General features: G+C 67.0%; 16 protein-coding genes. 5 read left to right on the top strand and 11 right to left on the bottom strand.

Going from position 1 to position 21,379, the window contains the following annotated elements; all coding sequences use genetic code 11:
* Positions 1–100: 100 nt before the first annotated feature.
* Positions 101–610: a peroxiredoxin gene (locus LQ772_RS09830; protein WP_231320532.1), complete on the bottom strand. Its 510-nt coding sequence runs from the start codon at positions 608–610 to the stop codon at positions 101–103.
* Positions 611–741: 131 nt separating this feature from the next.
* On the opposite strand from LQ772_RS09830, the gene LQ772_RS09825 reads away from it, so the two are divergent.
* Together LQ772_RS09825 and LQ772_RS09820 are read left to right on the top strand one after the other, a co-directional pair.
* On the top strand, positions 742–1,245 hold the full coding sequence (locus tag LQ772_RS09825) for an Hsp20/alpha crystallin family protein (RefSeq protein WP_231320530.1): 504 nt from the start codon (positions 742–744) through the stop codon (positions 1,243–1,245).
* An 88-nt stretch (positions 1,246–1,333) separates the two neighbouring features.
* Positions 1,334–2,230 (top strand): DnaJ C-terminal domain-containing protein, encoded by an 897-nt coding sequence (locus LQ772_RS09820; protein ID WP_231320529.1) that lies wholly within the window; start codon positions 1,334–1,336, stop codon positions 2,228–2,230.
* 334 nt (positions 2,231–2,564) lie between these two features.
* Here the strand turns inward: LQ772_RS09820 and pilH are convergent, their stop codons facing one another.
* From pilH to LQ772_RS09780, 8 genes are all read right to left on the bottom strand, one after another.
* Positions 2,565–2,930, bottom strand: coding sequence for a twitching motility response regulator PilH (gene pilH, locus LQ772_RS09815; protein WP_231320527.1), 366 nt, complete (start codon positions 2,928–2,930; stop codon positions 2,565–2,567).
* Between the two features lie 67 nt (positions 2,931–2,997).
* Positions 2,998–4,002: a YhdH/YhfP family quinone oxidoreductase gene (locus LQ772_RS09810; protein ID WP_231320525.1), complete on the bottom strand. Its 1,005-nt coding sequence runs from the start codon at positions 4,000–4,002 to the stop codon at positions 2,998–3,000.
* 14 nt (positions 4,003–4,016) lie between these two features.
* Positions 4,017–4,613: an LOG family protein gene (locus tag LQ772_RS09805; RefSeq protein ID WP_231320523.1), complete on the bottom strand. Its 597-nt coding sequence runs from the start codon at positions 4,611–4,613 to the stop codon at positions 4,017–4,019.
* Between the two features lie 168 nt (positions 4,614–4,781).
* Positions 4,782–6,209: a dihydrolipoyl dehydrogenase gene (gene lpdA, locus LQ772_RS09800; protein ID WP_231320521.1), complete on the bottom strand. Its 1,428-nt coding sequence runs from the start codon at positions 6,207–6,209 to the stop codon at positions 4,782–4,784.
* 144 nt (positions 6,210–6,353) lie between these two features.
* Positions 6,354–7,556 (bottom strand): 2-oxoglutarate dehydrogenase complex dihydrolipoyllysine-residue succinyltransferase, encoded by a 1,203-nt coding sequence (gene odhB, locus LQ772_RS09795; protein ID WP_231320519.1) that lies wholly within the window; start codon positions 7,554–7,556, stop codon positions 6,354–6,356.
* 76 nt (positions 7,557–7,632) lie between these two features.
* Positions 7,633–10,467 carry a 2-oxoglutarate dehydrogenase E1 component gene (locus LQ772_RS09790; protein ID WP_231320517.1) on the bottom strand — a complete coding sequence of 945 codons (2,835 nt, stop codon included), beginning with the start codon at positions 10,465–10,467 and terminating at the stop codon, positions 7,633–7,635.
* Positions 10,468–10,809: 342 nt separating this feature from the next.
* On the bottom strand, positions 10,810–12,864 hold the full coding sequence (locus tag LQ772_RS09785) for a response regulator (RefSeq protein WP_231320515.1): 2,055 nt from the start codon (positions 12,862–12,864) through the stop codon (positions 10,810–10,812).
* 18 nt (positions 12,865–12,882) lie between these two features.
* On the bottom strand, positions 12,883–18,234 hold the full coding sequence (locus LQ772_RS09780) for a HAMP domain-containing protein (RefSeq protein ID WP_231320513.1): 5,352 nt from the start codon (positions 18,232–18,234) through the stop codon (positions 12,883–12,885).
* Positions 18,235–18,636: 402 nt separating this feature from the next.
* Here LQ772_RS09780 and LQ772_RS09775 point away from each other — a divergent pair, with 402 nt between their 5' ends.
* The 3 genes from LQ772_RS09775 to LQ772_RS09765 are packed head-to-tail and all read left to right on the top strand — an operon-like array spanning position 18,637 to position 19,553.
* Positions 18,637–19,008, top strand: coding sequence for a hypothetical protein (locus tag LQ772_RS09775; RefSeq protein WP_231320511.1), 372 nt, complete (start codon positions 18,637–18,639; stop codon positions 19,006–19,008).
* A gap of 3 nt (positions 19,009–19,011) precedes the next feature.
* Positions 19,012–19,290 carry a DUF5985 family protein gene (locus LQ772_RS09770; protein WP_231320509.1) on the top strand — a complete coding sequence of 93 codons (279 nt, stop codon included), beginning with the start codon at positions 19,012–19,014 and terminating at the stop codon, positions 19,288–19,290.
* The gene (locus LQ772_RS09765; protein WP_231320507.1) at positions 19,287–19,553 is read left to right on the top strand and encodes a DUF5985 family protein; all 267 of its coding nucleotides are present in this window, start codon (positions 19,287–19,289) and stop codon (positions 19,551–19,553) included. The genes LQ772_RS09770 and LQ772_RS09765 overlap by 4 nt, the downstream gene beginning before the upstream one ends.
* 70 nt (positions 19,554–19,623) lie before the next feature.
* On the opposite strand, the gene LQ772_RS09760 is transcribed toward LQ772_RS09765, so the two are convergent.
* Both LQ772_RS09760 and LQ772_RS09755 read right to left on the bottom strand, forming a co-directional pair.
* The gene (locus tag LQ772_RS09760) at positions 19,624–20,124 is read right to left on the bottom strand and encodes a DUF7931 domain-containing protein (RefSeq protein WP_231320505.1); all 501 of its coding nucleotides are present in this window, start codon (positions 20,122–20,124) and stop codon (positions 19,624–19,626) included.
* Complete coding sequence (locus LQ772_RS09755) at positions 20,121–21,305, bottom strand: ribosomal protein uL16 3-hydroxylase (protein ID WP_231320504.1); 1,185 nt, start codon at positions 21,303–21,305, stop codon at positions 20,121–20,123. The genes LQ772_RS09760 and LQ772_RS09755 overlap by 4 nt, the downstream gene beginning before the upstream one ends.
* Between the last annotated feature and the right edge of the window lie 74 nt (positions 21,306–21,379).

Here is a 21,379-nt window from a genome sequence, read left to right as displayed (position 1 = left end):
ATGGCCTGGACTTGCTGATGTTGCGTACTGCGGGCGGATCGTAGCTCCTGCTCACCTCCCATCGCGCGCCGTACTCGCGGCGGTCGCCGATCCACCCGCGTCAGCCGGCCGTCCTGGCCTCGGATGTCGTGATCGCCTGCAGCATCGCTTCGGCGGTCGACACGCGGAATTCGCCAGGCGCCTCCACGTGCAGCTGCCGCACCACACCGTCTTCGGCATACAGCGCGAAGCGGCGGGCGCGCAGCCCCATGCCGTACGCGGTACCGTCGAACTCCAATCCCAGTGCGCGCGTGAAGCTTCCGTTGCCGTCAGCCACCAGTTTCAGGCCCGGTGGCACCTGCTGTACCGCCGCCCAGGCCTGCATCACATAGGCGTCATTGACTGCCATTCCGATCACGTCGACGCCGCGTTCCCGAAACGCCTGGTAGTGCTGTACATAGCCGGGCAGGTGGTGGTCCGAGCAGGTTGGCGTGAAGGCGCCGGGTACGGCGAACAACACCACCCGACCTTGCTTGAACAGGCTGGCGATGGACAGGCGCCGCACCGGAGCGCCCTCCTCGATCACGGCCACCTCGAGGTCCGGCAGGGCCTGGCCGATCTGGATAGTCATGGGGTTTTCCCGTGGGTTGGGCCGGCATCGTAAACCCGGCCGGCGACGCCTGTCGCCTTGAATCGGCGGCGCCCGCACCTACTTTTGGGGCAAGCGGCGGCTGCCGTGACCCTTTCTGGAGGACCAAGCCCATGAGTTCGAACCGCAATCCGATGTGGAACGCCGCCAATGCGTTTCCCGAGGAGATCCGCCACGCCTTCGACCGCTTCTTCGAACAGGACGAGGCCGACCCGTCCAACGTGGTGACCAGCCAGTGGGCGCCGCGCGTGGACATCAAGGAGGAAGACAGGCGCTTCGTGATTTTCGTCGACGTCCCCGGCGTGGATCCGGCGAACATCGAGGTCAGCATGGAAAAGGGAATCCTGACCATCAAGGGCGAGCGCACCGTGCAGAACCAGGAGCAGACCGGTCGATTTACCCGGATCGAGCGCGCACATGGGACTTTCCATCGCCGTTTCGCGCTGCCGGACAGCGCCGATCCGGAGGGCATCACCGCGGTCGGCCGCCACGGCGTGCTGGAAATCCTGATACCCAAGCGCGCGGAAACCACGCCGCGGAGGATCTCGATTTCCACCGAGCACGGCAGCGGCACCGCTGGCGGCTCGGCGGGCAGCTCCAGCAGCGGCAACCACTGAGCGGCTACCGTAGCGTGATCCGGGCGGCCCCTCGCGGAGTAGATCCGCGGCGGGCCGCCTGCCTGCGCAGTTTTGCCGAGGAAGGCCAGTGGAATTCAAAGACTATTACGACATTCTCGGGGTAAAGCCCGACGCCAGCGAGGCCGAGATCAAGTCGGCTTACCGCAAGCTGGCGCGGCAGTACCACCCGGACAAGAACAAGGAACCGGGCGCGGAGGAGCGGTTCAAGGCGATCAACGAGGCCAACGAGGCGTTGCGCGATCCGGAAAAGCGCCGCACGTACGATCAGCTGCGCGCCGGCGGCTACCGTGGTGGCGAGCAGTTCCGCCCGCCGCCGGGTTGGGGGCAGGGCGGCGGCTTCGAGTTTGGCGGGGCCGGCGACGGCGATTTCAGCGATTTCTTCGAGAGCCTGTTCGGCCGTGCCGGGGGCGGGGCGCGTGGTCAGGCAAGGCCGCGCCGCGGCCGTGACGTGCAGGCGCAGGTGCAGATCGACCTGCAGACCGCCTTCGATGGCGGACGCACACGCCTGGCGCTTCATGACGGCGGCAACGAGCGGGTGCTGGAGGTGAAGATCCCGGCCGGCATCCTGCCCGGCCAGGTGATACGCCTGAGTGGCCAGGGCCAGCCGGGTGCCGCCGGCGGCCCCAGCGGTGACCTGATGCTCGAAGTGATGATCCGCGATGACCCGCGGTTCAAGCTGGAGGGGCGGAACGTATCGCACGTGTTGCCCCTGGCGCCATGGGAAGCGGCGCTGGGGGCCACGGTGCCGGTGCCGACGCTGGCGGGCGCCGTGGACCTGCGGATTCCGGCGGGTTCGCAATCGGGTCGCAAGTTGCGCCTGAAAGGCCGTGGCCTACCGGGCAACCCGGCGGGGGATCAGCTTGTGGAGTTGTCCATCCGCACGCCCGCCGCCGAAAGCGACGCCCAGCGCGAGGCCTACGAGGCCCTGCACAAGCAGTTCGAGGGCTACGATCCGCGCGCCTGACGCTTTCGCGCCCTCTCTCCTTTGGCAGGAGGGCTCGGTGAGCGGCGATCTCGCGGGGGGAGCTGCCGATCGCGCTCCTGAACGTCGAACCGCCACGCGCCTCGGTGAAAAATGGTCGCGAGTGACGCCGCTCAACCCTCTTCCGGGGAGGGCCGATGGCCCAACAGCACCTCCGACGGGTTTCGCGTCAGGGCTGCTCCGTTTTACTCCCAGGGTGGCTTGGGGGAGAGGCCGATCTTGCGGGAAAGCTGCTTTCCAGCCTGGGGAAGCCGGTCGCGTGTGGACGGGCGGTACTGGCAACCCTTCGCGAAAAGGCGAAGGGTCAAAGGAAGTGTCAGACCGGCAGCAGCGGCTTGATGGTGGCGACCAGCTCGTCTTCCTTGATCGGCTTGGTCACGTAGGCCTTGGCGCCCTGGCGCATGCCCCACACGCGGTCGGTTTCCTGGTCCTTGGTGGTCACCAGCACGACCGGGATGTGTGCGGTGTCCGGGTCCTTGCTGATGATGCGGGTGGCCTGGAAACCATTGAGGTTGGGCATGACCACGTCCATCAGGATCAGGTCGGGACGTTCCCGCTTGGCCGCTTCGACGCCCGCAGCGCCGTCTTCGGCGGTCAGCGACTCATGGCCGAGCTTCTCGACGATGCGCTTGAGGCCCAGCAGCTGCGACGGGGAGTCGTCGACGATCAGGATTCGTGCCATGAGGTGGGGGTTCCTAGTAGTTGTCGTGGATTCTATGCCGCGAGCGGGGTGCTTCCAAGCGCGGGCTTCACCCGCCGCCGACGCGCACGAGGGTGCGGCCGAAGGACTGGCCAGTCAGCATGCGCTCGAACACGGCCGGCAGTTGCTCCAGCGTGACCTCGTCGGTGGCGATGCGGTCGAGGTGTCGGGGCTTCCAGTCGTCGGCCAGGTGCTGCCAGATGGATTCGCGCAGGTCGCGGGCGGTACCGGCCGAGGCGATGCCGAGCAGGCTCACGCCGCGGATGATGAAGGGCATGACGGTGCTGTCGAAGGCGATGCCGCCGGCGTTGCCGCAGATCGCCACGTTGCCGTAGGGCGCGATGAGCGGCAGCAGGCCGGCCAGCATCGGACCCCCGACATTGTCCAGCGCGCCGCCGAAGCGGGCCGAATCCATCGGCTTGCCGCCGAAGGCGAGCTGGTGGCGGTCGATGCACTGGCTGGCGCCGAGGTCCTGCAGGAAGTCGAAATGGTCGCTCTTGCCGCTGATCGCGTGAACCTCATACCCGGCGCGGCTGAAGATGTCGATCGCAAGCTGACCGACGCCGCCGCTGGCGCCGGTGACGGCAATCGGGCCGAGCTCCGGCGTCTGCCGGTTGTCCTGCATGCGCAGCAGGGCCAGCGCCGCGGTGAAGCCGGCGGTACCCAGGATCATGCTCTCGCGCAGGGAAAGGCCGGCGGGCAGCGGGATGGTCCAGCGTGCATCCAGCCGGGCGTACTCGGCATAACCGCCGTCGCGCGTCTCGGACAGGCCGCTGCCGGTGCACAGCACGGCGTCGCCTTCCCTGAATGCCGGATCGGTCGAGGCGACCACATGGCCGGCCACGTCGATGCCGCCGTTGAGCGGGTACCGACGCAGGATCTTGCCCTTGCCGGTGCCGGCCAGCGCGTCCTTGTAGTTGACCGACGACCACGCGACCTGTACCAGCACTTCGCCCGGCGTGAGTGCATCCGCGCCCATGGTCTCGATGCCGCTGCGGTAGCCGGCCGGGTCGTTTTGGATGCGCACGGCTCGGAACGCGTTGGTCGGGCTCATCTTGCCTCCTGCACTCAGGCGTCGATGCTGCGGTCGTCCACCCATTTGGGCAGGTAGCGACCCTCGTAGCTTGCCATCCAGTCGAACAGCGCGCCCATATCCTGGCCGAACCAGACGTCCTCGCGCTGCTCCGGCCGCACGAAGCGCTCGGCGACCATGTGGTCCATCATCGCGCTCAGCTGCGTGTAGTAGCCGCGTACGTCGAGGAAGCCACAGGGGTAGCGGTGCAGGCCCAGCTGGGCCCAGGTGAGCATTTCGAACATCTCGTCCATGGTGCCGAAACCGCCGGGCAGGGCGACGAAGGCGTCGGAGAGCTCATACATGCGTGTCTTGCGCTGGTGCATGGTCTCGACCACCACCAGCTCGGTCAGCTCCGGATGGGCGACCTCCAGGTCGACCAGTTGGCGCGGGATCACGCCGATTGCCTTGCCGCCGGCGGCCAGCACCGCGTCGGCCACGGTGCCCATCAGCCCGACCTTGCCGCCGCCATAGACCAGGGCGATACCGCGCCGGGCCATCTCGGTGCCGAAGGCGCGGGCCTGTTCGACGTAGTCGGGATGGCTGCCGCTGCTGGAACCGCAGTAGACGCAGATGGCGGTGGGTTGGGGCATGCGTATCCGGTGTAAGTGTGGTTCTGTGTGGGAGTCCACCGGCTGGCAACGCTCGTCGCCGGCCGTGGGAACAGTGACCCCCACAAGTGGCCTCTGCAGGGATGGGATATGAACGAAACGGCCCGCCCATGTCGCCACGAGCGGGCCGTTTGGCCGTTCGGTGGAAGCTCAGTTGCCCTTGTGGATGGCGCGCTTGTCGACCGACAGCGCGGCCTCGTGCACGGCCTCGGACAGGGTCGGGTGGGCGTGGACGATGCGCGCGAGGTCCTCGGACGAACCCTTGAACTCCATCGCCACGACGCACTCGGCGATCAACTCGGACACACCCGGGCCGACCATGTGCACGCCCAGGATGCGGTCGGTCTCGGCGTGGGCGAGCATCTTCACCTGGCCGATCGCCTCGTTCATCGCCACGGCACGGCCGATGGCGGCGAACGGGAAGGTGCCGACCTTGTAGGGCACGCCTTCGTCCTTGAGCTGCTTTTCGGTCTTGCCGGCCCAGGCGATTTCCGGTTCGGTGTAGATCACCCAGGGCACGGTATCGAGGTTGATGTGGCCGGCCTTGCCGGCGATCCACTCGGCCACCGCCACGCCTTCCTCGGAGCCCTTGTGCGCCAGCATCGGGCCGCGCACGGCGTCACCGATGGCCCACACGCCGTCCACGCCGGTGTGGTTGTGCTCGTCGACCACGATGCGGCCGCGCTCGTCGAGCTTGACGCCGGTGTCGCCGGCCAGCAGGCCATCGGTGTATGCACGGCGGCCCACGGCAACCAGCAGCTTGTCGACGACCAGCTTTTGCTCGCCGTCCTTGTCGGTGTACGTCAGGTGCACACCGTCCTTCTTCACCTCGGCCTTGGAAACCTTGGCGCCGAGCTTGATGGCCAGCCCCTGCTTGGTGAATTCCTTCAGCGCGATCTTGGCGACGTCCGCATCGGCGGCGCCCAGGAAGTCGGGGAGCGCTTCGAGCACGGTCACGTCAGAACCCATGCGCTTCCACACGCTGCCGAGTTCCAGGCCGATCACGCCGGCGCCGATCACGCCCAGGCGCTTGGGCACCTCGGTGAAGTCCAGAGCACCCGCATTGTCGACGATCGCCTTGCCGTCAAACTTGGCGAACGGCAGCTCGATCGGCACCGAGCCGGAGGCCAGGATCACGTTGGTGGCGCTGATCGTCTGCTTGGCGCCGTCCTTGCCGGTGATCTCGACCGAATTGCCCTTGAGCAGCTTGCCCTTGCCGTAGAACGCGGTGACCTTGTTGGCCTTGAACAACTGGCCGATGCCGCCGGTGAACTGCTTGACGATCTTGTCCTTGCGGCCGATGAAGGTGCCGAGGTCCACCTTGGCGCCTTCCACGCTGATGCCGTGGACCGGGAAGTTGTGCGAGATGTTCCAGAACTGGCGCGAGGAGTCGAGCAGCGCCTTGGACGGGATGCAGCCCACGTTGAGGCAGGTGCCGCCCAGCGCCTGCTTGCCGTCCTTGCCGGTGAAGTCGTCGACACAGGCGGTCTTCAGGCCCAGCTGCGCGGCGCGGATCGCGGCCACATAGCCGGCCGGGCCGGCGCCGATGACGATGACGTCGAATTGTTGGTCACTCATGCGAGGTTCCTTGCTGGCGAGCCCTGCTCGCTGGTGAAGCGGAAGATGGGCGCTGGTGCGCCGGAAACAACCGACCTGACGTGGTTCCAGTCGAGTCCGGGCACCAGAGCTTCGTTACCTATTTTCCGATCGCCGGGGCGGCGATCAGAGACCCAGCAGCATCCGCTGCGGGTTCTCCAGCTGGTCCTTGATGTCGACCAGGAACAGCACCGCGTCCTTGCCGTCGATGATGCGGTGGTCGTAGGAGATGGCGATGTACATCATCGGCGCGGCGATGACCTGGCCGTTCTCGACGATCGCGCGCTCCTTGATCGTGTGCATGCCCAGGATCGCGCTCTGCGGCGGGTTGACGATCGGCGTGGAGAGCAGCGAGCCGAAAGTGCCGCCGTTGGTGATGGTGAACGTGCCGCCCTGCAGGTCGTCCAGCGAGAGCTTGCCGTCACGCGCCTTCTTGGCGTAGTCGGCGATGCCCTTTTCGATGTCGGCGAAGCCCATGTCCTGCACGTCGCGCAGCACCGGCGTCACCAGGCCCTTGTCGGTGGACACGGCGATCGAGATGTCCTGGTAGCCGTGGTAGATGATGTCGTTGCCGTCGACCGACGCGTTGACGATCGGGTGGCGCTTGAGCGCCTCGGCGGCCGCCTTGACGAAGAAGCTCATGAAGCCAAGCTTGATGCCGTGGGTCTTCTGGAACTGCTCGCCCAGCGACTTGCGCATCTTCACGACCTCGGCGAGGTTCACCTCGTTGAACGAGGTGAGCATCGCGATCGAGTTCTTCGACTGCATCAGGCGCTCGGCGATCTTGGCGCGCATGCGGGTCATCGGCACGCGCTCTTCCGGGCGGGCGCCCGGGGTCGGCCGGGCGGCCGGGGCGGCAGGAGCCGGGGCAGCGCCGCCCTTGCCGTAGTTGACGAGGTCTTCCTTGGTCACGCGGCCGTCGCGACCGGTGCCGGCGACCTTGGACGGGTCGATGTTTTCCTCGCTGGCGACGCGACGGCCGGCCGGGGACAGTTCGTCCACACCCTTGCCGGTCTGCGGCGCCTCGGCCTTGGCGGGCGCCGCGGCTTTGGGTTCTTCCTTCGCAGCGGGCGCGGGGGCCGGCGCGGCGGCGCCTTCCTCCAGGATGGCGATCACCTGCTGGCTGTTCACCGTGTCGCCGGCCTGGTGCCTGATCTCCTTGAGCACGCCGTCGACCGGCGAGGGCACTTCCAGCACCACCTTGTCGGTTTCAAGGTCGACCAGGTTCTCGTCGCGCTTGACCGCCTCGCCGACCTTCTTGTGCCAGCTGGCGATGGTGGCGTCGGAGACCGACTCGGGCAGGACGGGGACTTTGACTTCGATGGACATGACGGGTCCTTAAAGGTGAGCGCCTCTCCTGGCGCGGCACGTAGCGGCCATCCTGGCCGCATTGATCCGAAAAAGCTTACTCCGCCGCCTGGTCGTCGCCGACCGGCGCGACCAGCGCCTGCTCGACGAGCGCCGTCTGTTCGGCGACGTGGGTGTTGAGGTGGCCGGCGGCCGGCGCCGGGGAGCGGCCACGGCCGGCATAGGAAAGGCTGTGCTTGGTGCCCACGCAGGCCTGCAGATGATGGCGGATCTGGAACCAGGCGCCCTGGTTCATCGGCTCTTCCTGGCACCACACCACTTCCTTGGCGGAGGGATACCTGGCCAGTTCCTCGACCACGCGCGGGCGCGGGAACGGATAGAGCTGCTCGACGCGCACGATGGCGACGTCCGTGAGCTCGCGCTTCTCCGCGTCCTCGAGCAGGTCGTAATAGACCTTGCCCGAGCAGAGCACCACGCGCTTGACCTTCTTGGCCGCCAGGTCGCGGTGCTCGCCGATCACCAGCTGGAACTCGCCACTGGCCAGTTCGTCCAGCGAGGAGACCGCGAGCTTGTGGCGCAGCAGCGACTTGGGCGTCATCACGATCAGCGGCTTGCGCACCGGGCGCACCATCTGGCGGCGGATCATGTGGAAGGCCTGCGCGGGGGTGGTCGGCACGCACACCTGCATGTTGTCCATCGCGCACAGCTGCAGGAAGCGCTCCAGGCGGGCGGAGGAATGCTCCGGGCCCTGGCCTTCGTAGCCGTGCGGCAGGAACAGCGCCAGGCCGCACAGGCGGTTCCACTTGGCTTCGCCGGAACTGATGAACTGGTCGATGACCACCTGCGCGCCGTTGGCGAAGTCGCCGAACTGCCCTTCCCAGATGTCCAGCGTCTGCGGGTCGGTCGTGGCATGGCCGTACTCGAACGCCATCACCGCTTCCTCGGAGAGCAGCGAGTCGATGATCTCGACGTCGGCGCCCGCGCGCACGGTGGCCAGCGGCATGTAGGTGTGGCCGTCCTTCTGGTCGTGCAGCACCGCGTGGCGATGGAAGAAGGTGCCGCGGCCGGAGTCCTGGCCGACCAGGCGCAGGTTGTAGTCCTGGTCGATCAGCGTGGCGTAGGCCAGGTTCTCGGCGAAGCCCCAGTCGGCCGGATGCTCGCCCGCGGCCATCTTGCGGCGGTCGTCGTAGATCTTGGCCACGCGCGGCTGCAGCGTGACGTCGGAAGGCAGCTCCAGGATGCGGTTGGCCAGCTCCAGCAACTTCTGCTTCGGCACGCCGGTATCGGTCCTGGTGGAAAGCTTGCCGCCGATGAAGCGGCTCCAGTCCACGTGCACGTCGCGTTGCGGGGCCGGATCGAGCGCGGTCATCGACCCGCCGGCTTCCAGGCGGTCGCGGTAGGCGTCGAGTTCCTTCTGCGCGTCGCCTTCGGCCAGCACGCCCTCCTTCACCAACTGCTGCTGGTAGAGATCGCGGGTGGTCGGACGCTTGCGGATGATCTGGTACATCACCGGCTGCGTCGCCGCGGGCTCGTCCGCCTCGTTGTGGCCGTGGCGGCGGTAGCACACCAGGTCGATCACGACGTCCTTGCGGAACTGCTTGCGGAAGTCGTAAGCCAGGCGGGTGACTTCAATCACCGCTTCGGGGTCGTCGCCGTTCACGTGCAGCACCGGCGCGTTGACCATCTTGGCCAGGTCGGTGCAGTACAGCGTGGAGCGCGCGTCCTGCGGGTTGGAGGTGGTGAAACCCACCTGGTTGTTGATCACGATGTGCAGGCTGCCGCCGATCTTGAAGCCGCGCGCCTGCGACATCTGGAACAGCTCCATGTTGACGCCCTGGCCGGCGAAGGCCGCGTCACCATGGATCAGCACCGCCATTGACTGGGTGTGCTCGCCGTCGTGCCGGCGGATCTGCCGCGCATGCACGGAGCCGGCGACCACCGGGTTGACGATTTCCAGGTGCGAGGGATTGAACGCCAGCGCCACGTGCACGCCGTTGCCCTTGGGCGTCCTGACGTCGGCGGAGAAGCCCATGTGGTACTTCACGTCGCCCGAGTGGGCCGGGTCATCCGGGTGTTCGAATTTGCCCTCGAACTCGTCGAACAAAGTCTTGGGCGGCTTGCCCAGGATGTTGACCAGCACGTTCAGGCGGCCGCGATGGGCCATGCCGATGACGACATCCTTCACGCCATTGTCGCCGGCGGCGCTGACGACGTCGTCGACCATCGGGATCAGGCTGTCGCCGCCTTCCAGCGAGAAGCGCTTCTGGCCGACGTACTTGGTGTGCAGGTAGCGCTCCAGGCCCTCCGCCGCGGTCAGGCCCGCCAGCACGCGCTTCTTGCCGGCCGCGTCCAGGCCGGCGCTGCCGTTGGCCTGCTCCAGCCGGGAGTAGATCCATGCGCGCTGCGCGTGGTCGGAGATGTACATGAACTCCGCGCCGATCGTGCTGGCGTAGATCTTCTTCAGGCGGGCAAGCAGCTCGCGCAGCTTCATGCGCTGGCCGCCGCCGGCGAACGTGCCGCAGTCGAATTCGGTGTCCAGGTCCGCGTCGGACAGGCCGTGGAAGGCCAGCCCCAGGTCTGGCGCCTCCATCTTGTTGGCCAGGCCCAGCGGGTCCAGGTTGGCCGCCAGGTGGCCGCGCGAACGGTAGGCGGTCAGCAGGCGCAGCACCCCGGCCTGCTTGCGGGCGTGGGCATCGTCGACCGGGGCGCCGGCAGCGCGGCGCTGTTTCTGCGCCGCCTCGATGCGGGCGATGACGGACGAGTGCGGGATGTCGCTGCCACGACCCTTGAACGATTCGAAGTAACCGGCCCAATCGGCGGTGACCGACGCAGGGTCGGCCAGCCAGGACTCGTACAACTGTTCGACGTAATCGGCGTTGCCGCCAGCGAGTTGGGAGGACTCGGAAAACTCGCGAATCAGGTTCGTGCTCACGTCACCACCGGCAGGGAAGGGAGGCTTGCGGCCGTCCGACTGGGGAAGGGCGGACGGCCGTATGCAATCTTAACGATTATACGCCGGGCCTGCTGCGCCGCGGCAAGCCGGACAACGCTTCGGAGGTCGCGGTGGGGAAGCGGATTTCAAGGTCGCGCGGCGCGGATTGGCATCGCACGGTGCCTTGGAGCGGTCGAGGCCCCTGGCGCCAAAGGGGGCGGCGGTCCAGCCACCGTTCAGTTGCCCGCGCTTGCGGGAGAACTCCAGGTTTGCCCGAGCGTGGCGACCACGTCGGGGGAGCCCACGAGCGCGCTCCGGCGAGGGCACGCAAAAAGGGCCGATTCAATTACGGCTGACGTGTGCCGCGGCAACGATCGCGTCCTGCAACTGCGTCGGTGTGAAAGGTTTGGACACCACGATCACCCCTTCGGGCGCGCCGGAAATCGCTTCCTTGTCGGCGTAACCGCTGATGATGATGCCCGGCAGCCCCGGCTTGACCGCGCGCAGCTTGCGGATCACTTCCGAACCCGAGACCAGCGGCATGGCGTAGTCGCTGATGATGAAGTCGATCGCCTGGAGATGGTCGGCCTGGATCAGCTGGCTTACGTGCTCGCCATCGGCGGCCGTGACGACCATGTGGCCCAGGTCCTCCAGCATCGCCGCGGTGGTGGCGCGCACGCCTTCGTGGTCGTCGACGAGCAGGATGTGGCGGCCGCGGTTCCCCGCGGACGTGCTGTCGATCGCAGGGGCCGCCGGGCGGCGCGCGGCCTCGGGCGCGCGCGGCAACCACAGTTCGACGACCGTGCCCTGGTCCACATGGCTTTCGATGCGCATGGTGCCGCCGGATTGCTGGGCGAATCCGTAGACCATGGACAGGCCCAGGCCGGTGCCCTTGCCGACGGCCTTGGTGGTGAAGAAAGGCTCGGTGACGCGCTCGAGCATGTCGGGGGGGATGCCGCAGCCGGTGTCGGAGACCGCCAGCACCACATAGTCGCCTGCGGCCGCCTCGTTGCCGGTGCCGATGCTCACGTTGCGGCACGCGATGCGGATCTTGCCGCCCTCGGGCATGGCGTCGCGGGCATTGATCGCCAGGTTCATCAGCGCCAGTTCGAGTTGGGTCTCATCGGCGTAGGGCGACCAGAGGTCGTCCTGCAGCTCCCATTCCAGCGCGACAAGCCCGCCCAGCGTGTACCCCAGCAACTGGGTGACGCTGCTGGACAGCTCGGCCATGTCGATGTGCGCGGGCTCGAGCTTCTGCTTGCGGGCAAAAGCCAGCAGCCGGGAGACCAGTTCGGCGCCCTGCTGCGCGGCGTGCCGGGTCATGTCCAGCACCTTGCGCTGGTCATCGGCGAGCGTGACGCGCCGTTCGATCAGGCCCAGGCCGCCGAGCACGGCGGCCAGCAGGTTGTTGAAGTCGTGCGCGATGCCGCCGGTCAGCTGGCCCAGCGCGTCCATCTTGCGCACGTGCAGCAGCTGCGTTTCGAGGTTCTTGCGGTCGGTGACGTCGAGCAGGGTGCCGGCGTACTCCAGCGGGCGACCGTCGGCGTCCCGGAGCAGCACGGCCTGGTCGAGGAAATGCTTGTAGGTGCCATCGGCGCATTGCCAGCGGTACTCGACCGCGTAGGCACGGCCCTGGCGTCGCGCACTCAGGGCATCGGCGACGCGATTGCGGTCCTCCGGGTGCAGCCGGTCCAGCCACAGCGTCGGTGTGGCGACCACGTCGTCGTAGCTGAATCCCGTGACGGCGGTGAAATTGCCGCTGACGAACTTGGGCATGCGCGGCGTCGCATCCTGGTCCTCCAGGTAAAGCACCAGCGGCAGCGAATGGATGATCGCCGCCTGGCGCTGTTCGGCCAGGCGCAGCTCCTGTTCGGCACGCAGGCGCTCGGCGTTGGCGCGCAGGTTGGCGTCCAGCAGTTCCTGCTCCTGCCTGGCCTTGCGGCGCACCTCGCGGGTCATCATGTACAGGTCGACGAACACCGCCGCCTTGGAGCGCAGCACCACCGGCTCGACCGGCTTGAACACATAGTCGACCGCGCCCATGGAATAGCCGCGGATCAGGTGTTCGGTCTCCTTGTTGACCGCCGACAGGAAGATGATCGGGATGCGCTTGGTTTGCTCGCGCGCGCGGATGATCTGCGCGGTCTCGTAGCCGTCCATGCCGGGCATGTAGACGTCCAGCAGGATCACCGCGAACTCGCCCTTGAGCAGTTGCCTGAGCGCGTCCTCGCCGGAACGGGCGAGCACCACGTCGGCAATGTCTTCCAGCACGGTGCGGATGGCCAGCAGGTTGCGCTCGTCGTCGTCGACGATGAGGATGCGCGCCCGCTCCGGTGGTTCGGACGGGCGGCCGCGGCGCGTGGCGGACGGGGATGGGCGGGAAACAGGTACGTTCATGGGTTCCTGGGCTCCGCGCTACAGCGCGATGGCGGGCGACCGCTCGCGCGAGCGGGCAAGCCACACGCGAAGCAGCGCCAGCAGCAGTTCGATGTCGACCGGCTTGGCGATGTAGTCCGAAGCGCCCGCGTCCAGGCACTTCTGACGGTCGCCCTTCATCGCCTTGGCGGTGACCGCGATCAGGGGCACCTCGGCCAGCGCCGGCTGCGCGCGGATCTGCTGCATGGTTTCGTAGCCGTCCATCTCCGGCATCATGATGTCGATCAGGGCGATGTCGATCCCGGGCGTCTGTTCCAGAATCGCGATGCCCTCGCGGCCGCCCTCGGCATGCATGACTTCCACGCCGTGGCTTTCCAGCACGCTGGTCAGCGAATAGATGTTGCGGATGTCGTCGTCCACGATGAGGATGCGCGCGCCACCCAGCTCAGGCACGGGACGCATGCCACTGGTGGCTTCCGGCATCGCCTGCGGCGCGGGCGTCTGGCGGATGTGGCCGGCCAGGCGCTTGAACACGTCGGCCAGTTGCTCGGGCGCGGCCGGCTTTTCGGTGACGCCGAACGCGCCCAGGCTGAGCGCCGAACCAAGCTTGTCCGCGCCGGAGATCACCTGGATCGGCATGTGCATGGTCTGCGGATCGTGCTTGAGCAGGTCCAGCAGCACGAAGCCGTCGATGTCGGACAGGCCAAGGTCCAGCGTGATCGCATGCGGCTGCAGCTTGCGCGCGAGCGTCAGCGTGCCGGCGCCGGCGGTGGAAACCACGCCCTTGAGGCCGGCGTCGCGGGCGATGTCCAGCAGGATCGAGGCGAAGGTCGGGTCGTCCTCCACGATCAGCACGAACGGCGAGTCGCCCAATGCATCGCGATCGTCGGTGACCTCCATCGGCGCGGGCAGGGCGCCCGGCACCGTGGCGCCGCTGTTGTCGTAGCGGGCGTTGCTGGTCCCCAGCGGCACGGATACGGGGGAGAGTGCCTCCAGCGGTACGAACAGGGTGAAGGTCGAGCCCACGCCGGGGGTCGAGCGCACCTGCAGTTCACCGCCGATCAGGCGCGCGATCTCGCGGCTGATCGAGAGGCCCAGGCCGGTGCCGCCGTACTTGCGGCTGGTGGTGCCGTCGGCCTGCTGGAACGCTTCGAAGATGAGTTTCTGTTTTTCCTTGGGAATGCCGATGCCGGTGTCGGTGACGGCGATCTCGATAGCGTGTTCGGCATAGCGCAACACCGGGTGGTTGGTACTCCAGCCGCCGGACACCGGCCGCACGGCCAGCGTGACGCTGCCCTCGCCGGTGAACTTGAAGGCGTTGGAGAGCAGGTTGAGAACCACCTGCTGCAGGCGCTTCTCGTCGGTGCGGATGGAGGCGGGCAGGGCCGGGTCGAACTCCACCTTGAAATCCAGGTTCTTGTCGCTGGCCAGCTGCCGGAAGGTGCGCTCCATGTGCTGCTTGAGCCCGCTCAAGGGCATGTCGCCGATCTCGATGGACACCGTGCCGGACTCGATCTTGGAAAGGTCCAGGATGTCGTTGATCAGGCTCAGGAGGTCCGAGCCGGCCGAATGGATGGTGCGGGCGAACTCGGTCTGCTTCTCGCTCAGGTTGCCCTGCGGATTGTCCGCCAGCAGGCGCGAGAGGATCAGCAGCGAATTGAGCGGCGTGCGCAGCTCGTGGCTCATGTTGGCCAGGAACTCGGACTTGTACTTGGAGGTGAGGGCCAGCTGCTCGGCCTTTTCCTCCACCGCGCGGCGGGCCATGTCGATCTCGAAGTTCTTGGCCTCCACCTGCTTCTTTTCGTTCTCCAGCAGCTGGGCCTTCTCCTGCAGCTCCTCGTTGGTGGCGTGCAGCTCTTCCTGCTTCGTGGTGAGCTCGGTCTGGCGCGCCTGCAGCTCCTGGGTGAGAAGCTGGGACTGCTTGAGCAGGCCTTCGGTGCGCATCGTCGCGGCGATCGTGTTGAGCACGATGCCGACCGATTCCATCAGCTGGTCGAGGAAGTTCTGGTGGGTCTCGTTGAAACGGTTGAACGAAGCCAGCTCGATGACCGCCTTGACGTCGTCCTCGAACAACGCCGGCAGGATCGCCACGTTGGCCGGCGGCGCGTGGCCCAGACCCGAACCGATGCGGATGAAGTTCTCCGGGATGTCGGTCATCAGCATCGCCCGCTTGTCGGCCGCGCATTGGCCAACCAGGCCCTCGCGCAGCTTGAAGGTGGGCTTCAACTGGTCGCGGCTCTCGGCGCCGTAGCTGGCGACCAGGTCCAGCACCGTTTCGTTGTCCTCGCGGCGGGCCACGTAGAACACGCCGTACTGCGCGTTCACCAGCGGCGCGAGCTCGGACATGATCAGGTTCGATACCGTCGCCAGGTCGCGCACGCCCTGCAGCATGCGCGAGAAGCGGGCGAGGTTGGTCTTGAGCCAGTCCTGTTCCGCATTCTTCAAGGTCTGGTCCTTGAGGTTGCGGATCATCTCGTTGATGTTGTCCTTCAGCGCGGCCATCTCGCCGGAGGCCGCCACCGCGATCGAACGCGAGAGGTCGCCCTTGGTCACCGCGGTCGCCACGTCGGCGATCGAGCGCACCTGGTTGGTGAGGTTCGCGGCCAGCTGGTTCACGTTGTCGGTGAGGTCGCGCCACAAACCCGCGGCGCCGGGCACGCGCGCCTGGCCGCCGAGCTTGCCCTCGATACCCACCTCGCGCGCCATGTTGGTCACCTGGTCGGCGAAGGTGGCGAGCGTCTCGATCATGCCGTTGATGGTGTCGGCCAGCGCCGCGATCTCGCCCTTGGCGTCCACCTGCAGCTTGCGCTTGAGGTTGCCTTGCGCCACCGCGGTCACGACGTCGGCGATGCCGCGCACCTGGTTGGTCAGGTTGGTGGCCATCAGGTTCACGTTGTCGGTGAGGTCCTTCCAGGTGCCGCCCACGCCGGGCACCTGCGCCTGGCCACCGAGCTTGCCTTCGGTACCCACCTCGCGCGCCACGCGGGTCACCTCGGAGGCGAAGCCGTTCAACTGGTCCACCATCACGTTGATGGTGTCCTTGAGCGCGAGGATCTCGCCCTTGACGTCCACCGTGATCTTCTTGGAAAGGTCGCCGCGCGCCACCGCGGTCGTCACGTCGGCGATGTTTCGCACCTGGCCGGTGAGGTTGTCGGCCATCAGGTTCACGTTGTCGGTGAGGTCCTTCCAGGTGCCCGCCACGCCGCGCACCTGCGCCTGGCCACCGAGCTTGCCTTCGGTACCCACCTCGCGCGCCACGCGGGTCACTTCCGAGGCGAAGGAGTTGAGCTGGTCCACCATCGTGTTGATGGTGTTCTTGAGTTCGAGAATCTCGCCCTTGACGTCCACGGTGATCTTCTTGGAAAGATCGCCCAGCGCCACCGCGGTCGTCACCTCGGCGATGTTTCGCACCTGGCCGGTCAGGTTGGCGGCCATCGCGTTCACGTTGTCGGTGAGGTCCTTCCAGGTACCGCCCACGCCGGGCACCTGCGCCTGGCCGCCGAGCTTGCCTTCCGAACCCACCTCGCGCGCCACGCGGGTCACTTCCGAGGCGAAGGAGTTGAGCTGGTCCACCATCACGTTGATGGTGTTCTTGAGCTCCAGGATCTCGCCCTTGACGTCCACCGTGATCTTCTTGGAAAGGTCACCGCGGGCCACCGCGGTGGTTACCTCGGCAATGTTTCGCACCTGGCCGGTGAGGTTGCCGGCCATCAGGTTCACGTTGTCGGTGAGGTCCTTCCAGGTGCCGGCGACGCCGGGCACCTGCGCCTGGCCGCCGAGCTTGCCTTCCGAACCCACCTCGCGCGCCACGCGGGTCACTTCCGAGGCGAAGGAGTTCAACTGGTCCACCATCACGTTGATGGTGTCCTTGAGGGTGAGGATCTCGCCCTTGACGTCCACCGTGATCTTCTTGGAAAGATCGCCGCGCGCCACCGCCACCGTGACCTCGGCGATGTTTCGCACCTGGCCGGTGAGGTTGTCGGCCATGAGGTTCACGTTGTCGGTCAGGTCCGCCCAGGTACCGGCCACGCCGGGCACCGTGGCCTGGCCGCCAAGCTTGCCTTCGGTACCCACTTCGCGCGCCACGCGCGTCACTTCCGAAGCGAACGCGTTCAGCTGGTCCACCATCACGTTGATGGTGTTCTTGAGCTCCAGGATCTCGCCCTTGACCTCCACCGTGATCTTCTTGGAAAGGTCGCCACGGGCCACCGCGGTGGTCACCTCGGCGATGTTTCGCACCTGGCCGGTGAGGTTGTCACCCATCAGGTTCACGTTGTCGGTCAGGTCCTTCCAGGTGCCGGCGACGCCCGGCACCTGCGCCTGGCCGCCAAGCTTGCCTTCGGTACCCACTTCGCGGGCCACGCGGGTCACTTCCGAGGCGAAGGCGTTCAGCTGGTCCACCATCACGTTGATGGTGTTCTTGAGCTCCAGGATCTCGCCCTTGACCTCCACCGTGATCTTCTTGGAAAGATCGCCCGAAGCCACCGCCGTGGTCACCTCGGCGATGTTTCGCACCTGGCCGGTGAGGTTGTCGGCCATGAGGTTCACGTTGTCGGTCAGGTCCTTCCACGTACCCGCGACGCCAGGCACCTGGGCCTGGCCGCCAAGCTTGCCTTCGGTACCCACCTCGCGCGCCACGCGGGTCACTTCCGAAGCGAAGGAGTTGAGCTGGTCCACCATCGTATTGATGGTGTTCTTGAGCTCGAGGATCTCGCCCTTGACCTCCACCGTGATCTTCTTGGAGAGGTCGCCGGAGGCCACGGCCGTGGTCACCTCCGCGATGTTGCGCACCTGGCCGGTCAGGTTGGTGGCCATGGCGTTGACGTTGTCGGTCAGGTCCTTCCAGGTGCCGGCCACGCCCTTCACGGTCGCCTGGCCACCCAGCTTGCCCTCGGTACCCACTTCGCGGGCCACGCGGGTCACCTCGGAGGCGAACGAGGCGAGCTGCGCCACCATCGTGTTCACCACCTTGCCGATGCGCAGGAACTCGCCGCGCAGCGGGCGTCCATCGATCTCCACCGTCATGGTCTGGGACAGGTCGCCCTTGGCCACCGCGCCGATCACGCGCGCCACTTCGGCAGTGGGCTGGACCATGTCCTCGATCAGGTCGTTGACCGAGCGGATCGCGCTTTCCCAGCCGCCGGTGGCCGCCTTGACGCGGCCGCGCTGGTTGATGCGGCCTTCCTTGCCGACCACGATCGACAGGCGTTCCAGTTCGTCGGTGAGCTGCCGGTTGAAACCGACGACTTCATTGAAGAGCCGCGCCACTTCGACGTCGGCGCCGGGGCCGCTCTCGGGCAGGCGCACGCTGAAGTCGCCGCTGCGAAGACTGCGCAGGGCAGCGATGAGCTGGGCACGGTCCAGCGATTCCAGGCGAATTTCGGCGCTCACATGAGTCTCCTGTGGTGACAGCACGTCCTGTCCAGGGTCGAGTCATGGATACGTGGCTGGCACCCGGCATTCGAGGGGCAAGCCGCCGAGGGTGCACGTCCCACGCTGAACCCATGCTTCAACCGGCCAACGCGGTGGACAGGTGGCGACCCGGGCACGAACGTGCCATGGCGCGGCCCGCGCCATGGTTCCCAGGTCAACGCTTCTCCACCGACGCCCCCTCCTGGTGCCGCGTCCGGCCTTCCGGCGCCGCCGAACCATAGCATGGGGCCGGGTTGGCTTCGTGGGAAAGAGTCCATAGAATGCGGGCGGCTGCTACAGCAGGTCGCTCCGCTTCGGGATCGGCTTTTGGGGGTTTGAGGGGGCCCGCGTGATCCGCCAGACAAGGGGGCGAACTTCGGCATGCCATTGGAGAAGGATGTAGCCGGTTTTCTGCGGTCGACATTCCGGTCCATCTGGTCGATGGAACTATTGTTCCTGCTGCTGCGCGATCCCGCGCGCTGCTGGTCCTCTCCGGAACTGGTCGATGCGCTGCGAGCCAGCGAACTGGTCGTGAGCCAGGCGGTGGAATCTCTCCACGCCGCTGGCCTGATCGTGCGCGAGAGCGACGATCTGGTCCGCTACGGCCCGGCCTCCGAAGATCTCCACGAACTCGTCGAAGCCTCCCAGGCCCTGTACGTGCGCTCGCCCGACGCCGTGCTGCGGCTGATCATGCGGTCGCGATCCGACAACCTCGTCGCGTTCGCCGACGCCTTTCGATTCCGTAAGGACTAGCGCGTGTCCCAATACTTCGCACCGGCGGTTTACCTGTTGTGTTTCCTGGCCAGCACGGTCTGTGCGGTGATGCTTGGCCGCAGCTTCCACCGGACCCGCGCCGGGCTGCTGTTCTGGAGCGCCCTGTGTTTCCTGCTGCTGGCGATGCAAAACCTGCTGCTGGTGCTTGACCTGATCGTCTTTCCCGGTTCGGTCGACCTGGCCGTCCCGCGCGCCCTGTTGTCGCTGGCGGCGGTGGCAACGCTGTTGTTCGGCTTCATCTGGAACGGAGAAGGCGAATGACGCTGTTGATCTATTTCCTTTCCGGTGCCGTCACGCTCGGCTTCTTCGTCGGGGGTCTGTTCTTCCTGCGTTTCTGGCGGCGCACCGGCGACAAGCTGTTCCTCGCCTTTTCGCTGGCGTTCGGCTTGCTGGGCGTGGCCCAGATAGTGATCGCGATGACGAACGTGTATTTCGAGGACCGGAGCGCGGCCTATCTGGTCCGCCTGGCGGCGTTCGCGATCATCATCGTGGCGATCGGCCGCAAGAACCGGAAGGTCCTGTAGGGCCGGCTCCAGTCCACCGCTTTTTTCCGTGCGTGACGGGAACTGGGCCGTAACCCAACCTACGCCCGTCCTACAGATCCAGCGGCTGCAACGTGCGCGCGCGCTCGGCGCGCTCCCACATCTCGTCGAACTGTTGCCGAAGCGGTGCCCAGCCAGGGCGATCGGCCAGTACGGCACGTCCCTGCGCGCGTTCGGCGTCGGGCTGGAACAGATAGCCGCCACCATCGGTCAGCAGGCATGCCGACGGATTGCCCAGGTTGATCTCCTCGACCGGCACGCGTACCTGGATAACGCTCGGAAGCCGCTGCATCAGCAGGATCAGGCGGTGCCCATCGCGCAGGGCAGTCGCCGGGTCGTTGAGCAACAGGCGGATCTGCGCGCCACGGCCGGCGGTCGCGATGCGGCGCAGCTCGGCCATCTCTTCCGCGCTGGCGTAAAGCGAGTCGTCCAGGCGCGGGAGGCGGATGTCCACCTGTCGGCGCGTCGCGACCAGCAGGGCTTGCCGGGCAGACGCCAGTTCGGCCGGGCTACCGACCGGCAGGGATTCGTCCGGGCCGGGATGGCTTGTCACCGGCGCCCTTTGTGCGGCACGAGGTGGCCATCGTTCACCAGCGTCAGCAGCAGCGCCATGGCCTCGTCGCCGGGCGCGTCGTCGAAGGCGAGCGAGCGTTCGGCGCACAGGCGCCGGGCCAGGTCGGTCGGAGCGGCATACGCGTGGCCATTGGCGAACAGCACCGCCGCGCGCCGACCGCGGCTCCACGCCAGCCGTGACCATGGATGGCGCAACAGCGTCGCGCCGCCGTCCAGGCGTTTGCGCAGGGCAGCCAGGGTCATCGGCCTGGCCGGCGTCGCCGGCGTCTGGGCGTTGCGGTAGCGGGTGATGAATCGCCCGAACCAGTCGCGCAGGCTTTCCTCGTCGAGCGCGCTGGCGAAGGGCAGGGCGATGCGCAGGCGCTCCAGTGCAGCGGCGTCGATCTCGCCCGTCGAACGTGCGGGGGCGAGGTCGGGGTCGGTGTAGCGCTGCGATTCGTCCAGCCGCTCGGCGAGGTAATCGGCCAGGTCGCCGGTGAGTTCCGCCTGCGAGGGCGCGCGCATGCCGACCGAGAAGGTCATGCACGGGCCGCCGAAAGCGACGCCGTCGTGCGGCACACCCGGCGGCAGGTAAAGCATGTCGCCCGGCTCGACCAGCCACTCGTGGGTCGGCTCGAAATGCGCCAATTGCTTCAGTTCGATGTCGGGACGGAAATCCTTCGGCGCCGCCGGGTCGGTGCTGATCGCCCAGTGCCGCGAGCCCAGGCCCTGCAGCAGGAACACGTCGTACTGGTCCACGTGCGCGCCCACGCCGCCACCCGGTTCGGCGTAGGACACCATCACGTCGTCGATCCGCCAGCTCGGCAGAAAGCGGAAATGCTCCAGCAGCCGCGCCACGTCGGCGTCCCACTTGTCCACGTCCTGCACCAACAGCGTCCAGTTGCGGTCGGGCGTGCGCGAAAAATCGGCTTCGTCGAGCGGCCCGGTCTTCACCGACCAGCGCTCGCGCGCTTCGTCGTGGACGATCAGCCGCGACAGCGCACCGTCCTCGCAGGCTAGGCCGCCCAGGTCATCCGGCCGCAGCGGCGGCTGGAAATCGGGGAAGGCGCTGCGGATCAGCAGCGGGCGTTTTTGCCAGTAGTCACGCAGGAATTGCGCGGGCGGCATGCCCAGCGGTTGTTTCGCCGAACCTCGGACTTCGATCGGGATTTGCTCGTTCATCCGCGCATTGTAAGGTGCGGGTAGCTGGCTGCGTGCCGGGAAATCCCGTGGAAGTGCCCGCACGCGGCCGCGAA

Source organism: Frateuria edaphi, assembly GCF_021117405.1.
In the GTDB taxonomy this organism is placed as follows: Bacteria; Pseudomonadota; Gammaproteobacteria; order Xanthomonadales; family Rhodanobacteraceae; genus Frateuria_A; species Frateuria_A edaphi.
Note: the sequence above shows the minus strand (reverse complement) of the source record. Positions and strands in the feature narration are given on the sequence as shown.

What these genes read in the sequence shown, in the direction of transcription:
- LQ772_RS09810 (WP_231320525.1), bottom strand. Translation starts at nt 4,002, where the DNA reads ATGAGCCCGACCAACGCGTTCCGAGCCGTGCGCATCCAAAACGACCCG.
- LQ772_RS09805 (WP_231320523.1), bottom strand. Translation starts at nt 4,613, where the DNA reads ATGCCCCAACCCACCGCCATCTGCGTCTACTGCGGTTCCAGCAGCGGC.
- LQ772_RS09825 (WP_231320530.1), top strand. Translation starts at nt 742, where the DNA reads ATGAGTTCGAACCGCAATCCGATGTGGAACGCCGCCAATGCGTTTCCC.
- lpdA (WP_231320521.1), bottom strand. Translation starts at nt 6,209, where the DNA reads ATGAGTGACCAACAATTCGACGTCATCGTCATCGGCGCCGGCCCGGCC.
- odhB (WP_231320519.1), bottom strand. Translation starts at nt 7,556, where the DNA reads ATGTCCATCGAAGTCAAAGTCCCCGTCCTGCCCGAGTCGGTCTCCGAC.
- LQ772_RS09830 (WP_231320532.1), bottom strand. Translation starts at nt 610, where the DNA reads ATGACTATCCAGATCGGCCAGGCCCTGCCGGACCTCGAGGTGGCCGTG.
- LQ772_RS09765 (WP_231320507.1), top strand. Translation starts at nt 19,287, where the DNA reads ATGACGCTGTTGATCTATTTCCTTTCCGGTGCCGTCACGCTCGGCTTC.
- LQ772_RS09755 (WP_231320504.1), bottom strand. Translation starts at nt 21,305, where the DNA reads ATGAACGAGCAAATCCCGATCGAAGTCCGAGGTTCGGCGAAACAACCG.
- LQ772_RS09775 (WP_231320511.1), top strand. Translation starts at nt 18,637, where the DNA reads ATGCCATTGGAGAAGGATGTAGCCGGTTTTCTGCGGTCGACATTCCGG.
- LQ772_RS09785 (WP_231320515.1), bottom strand. Translation starts at nt 12,864, where the DNA reads ATGAACGTACCTGTTTCCCGCCCATCCCCGTCCGCCACGCGCCGCGGC.
- pilH (WP_231320527.1), bottom strand. Translation starts at nt 2,930, where the DNA reads ATGGCACGAATCCTGATCGTCGACGACTCCCCGTCGCAGCTGCTGGGC.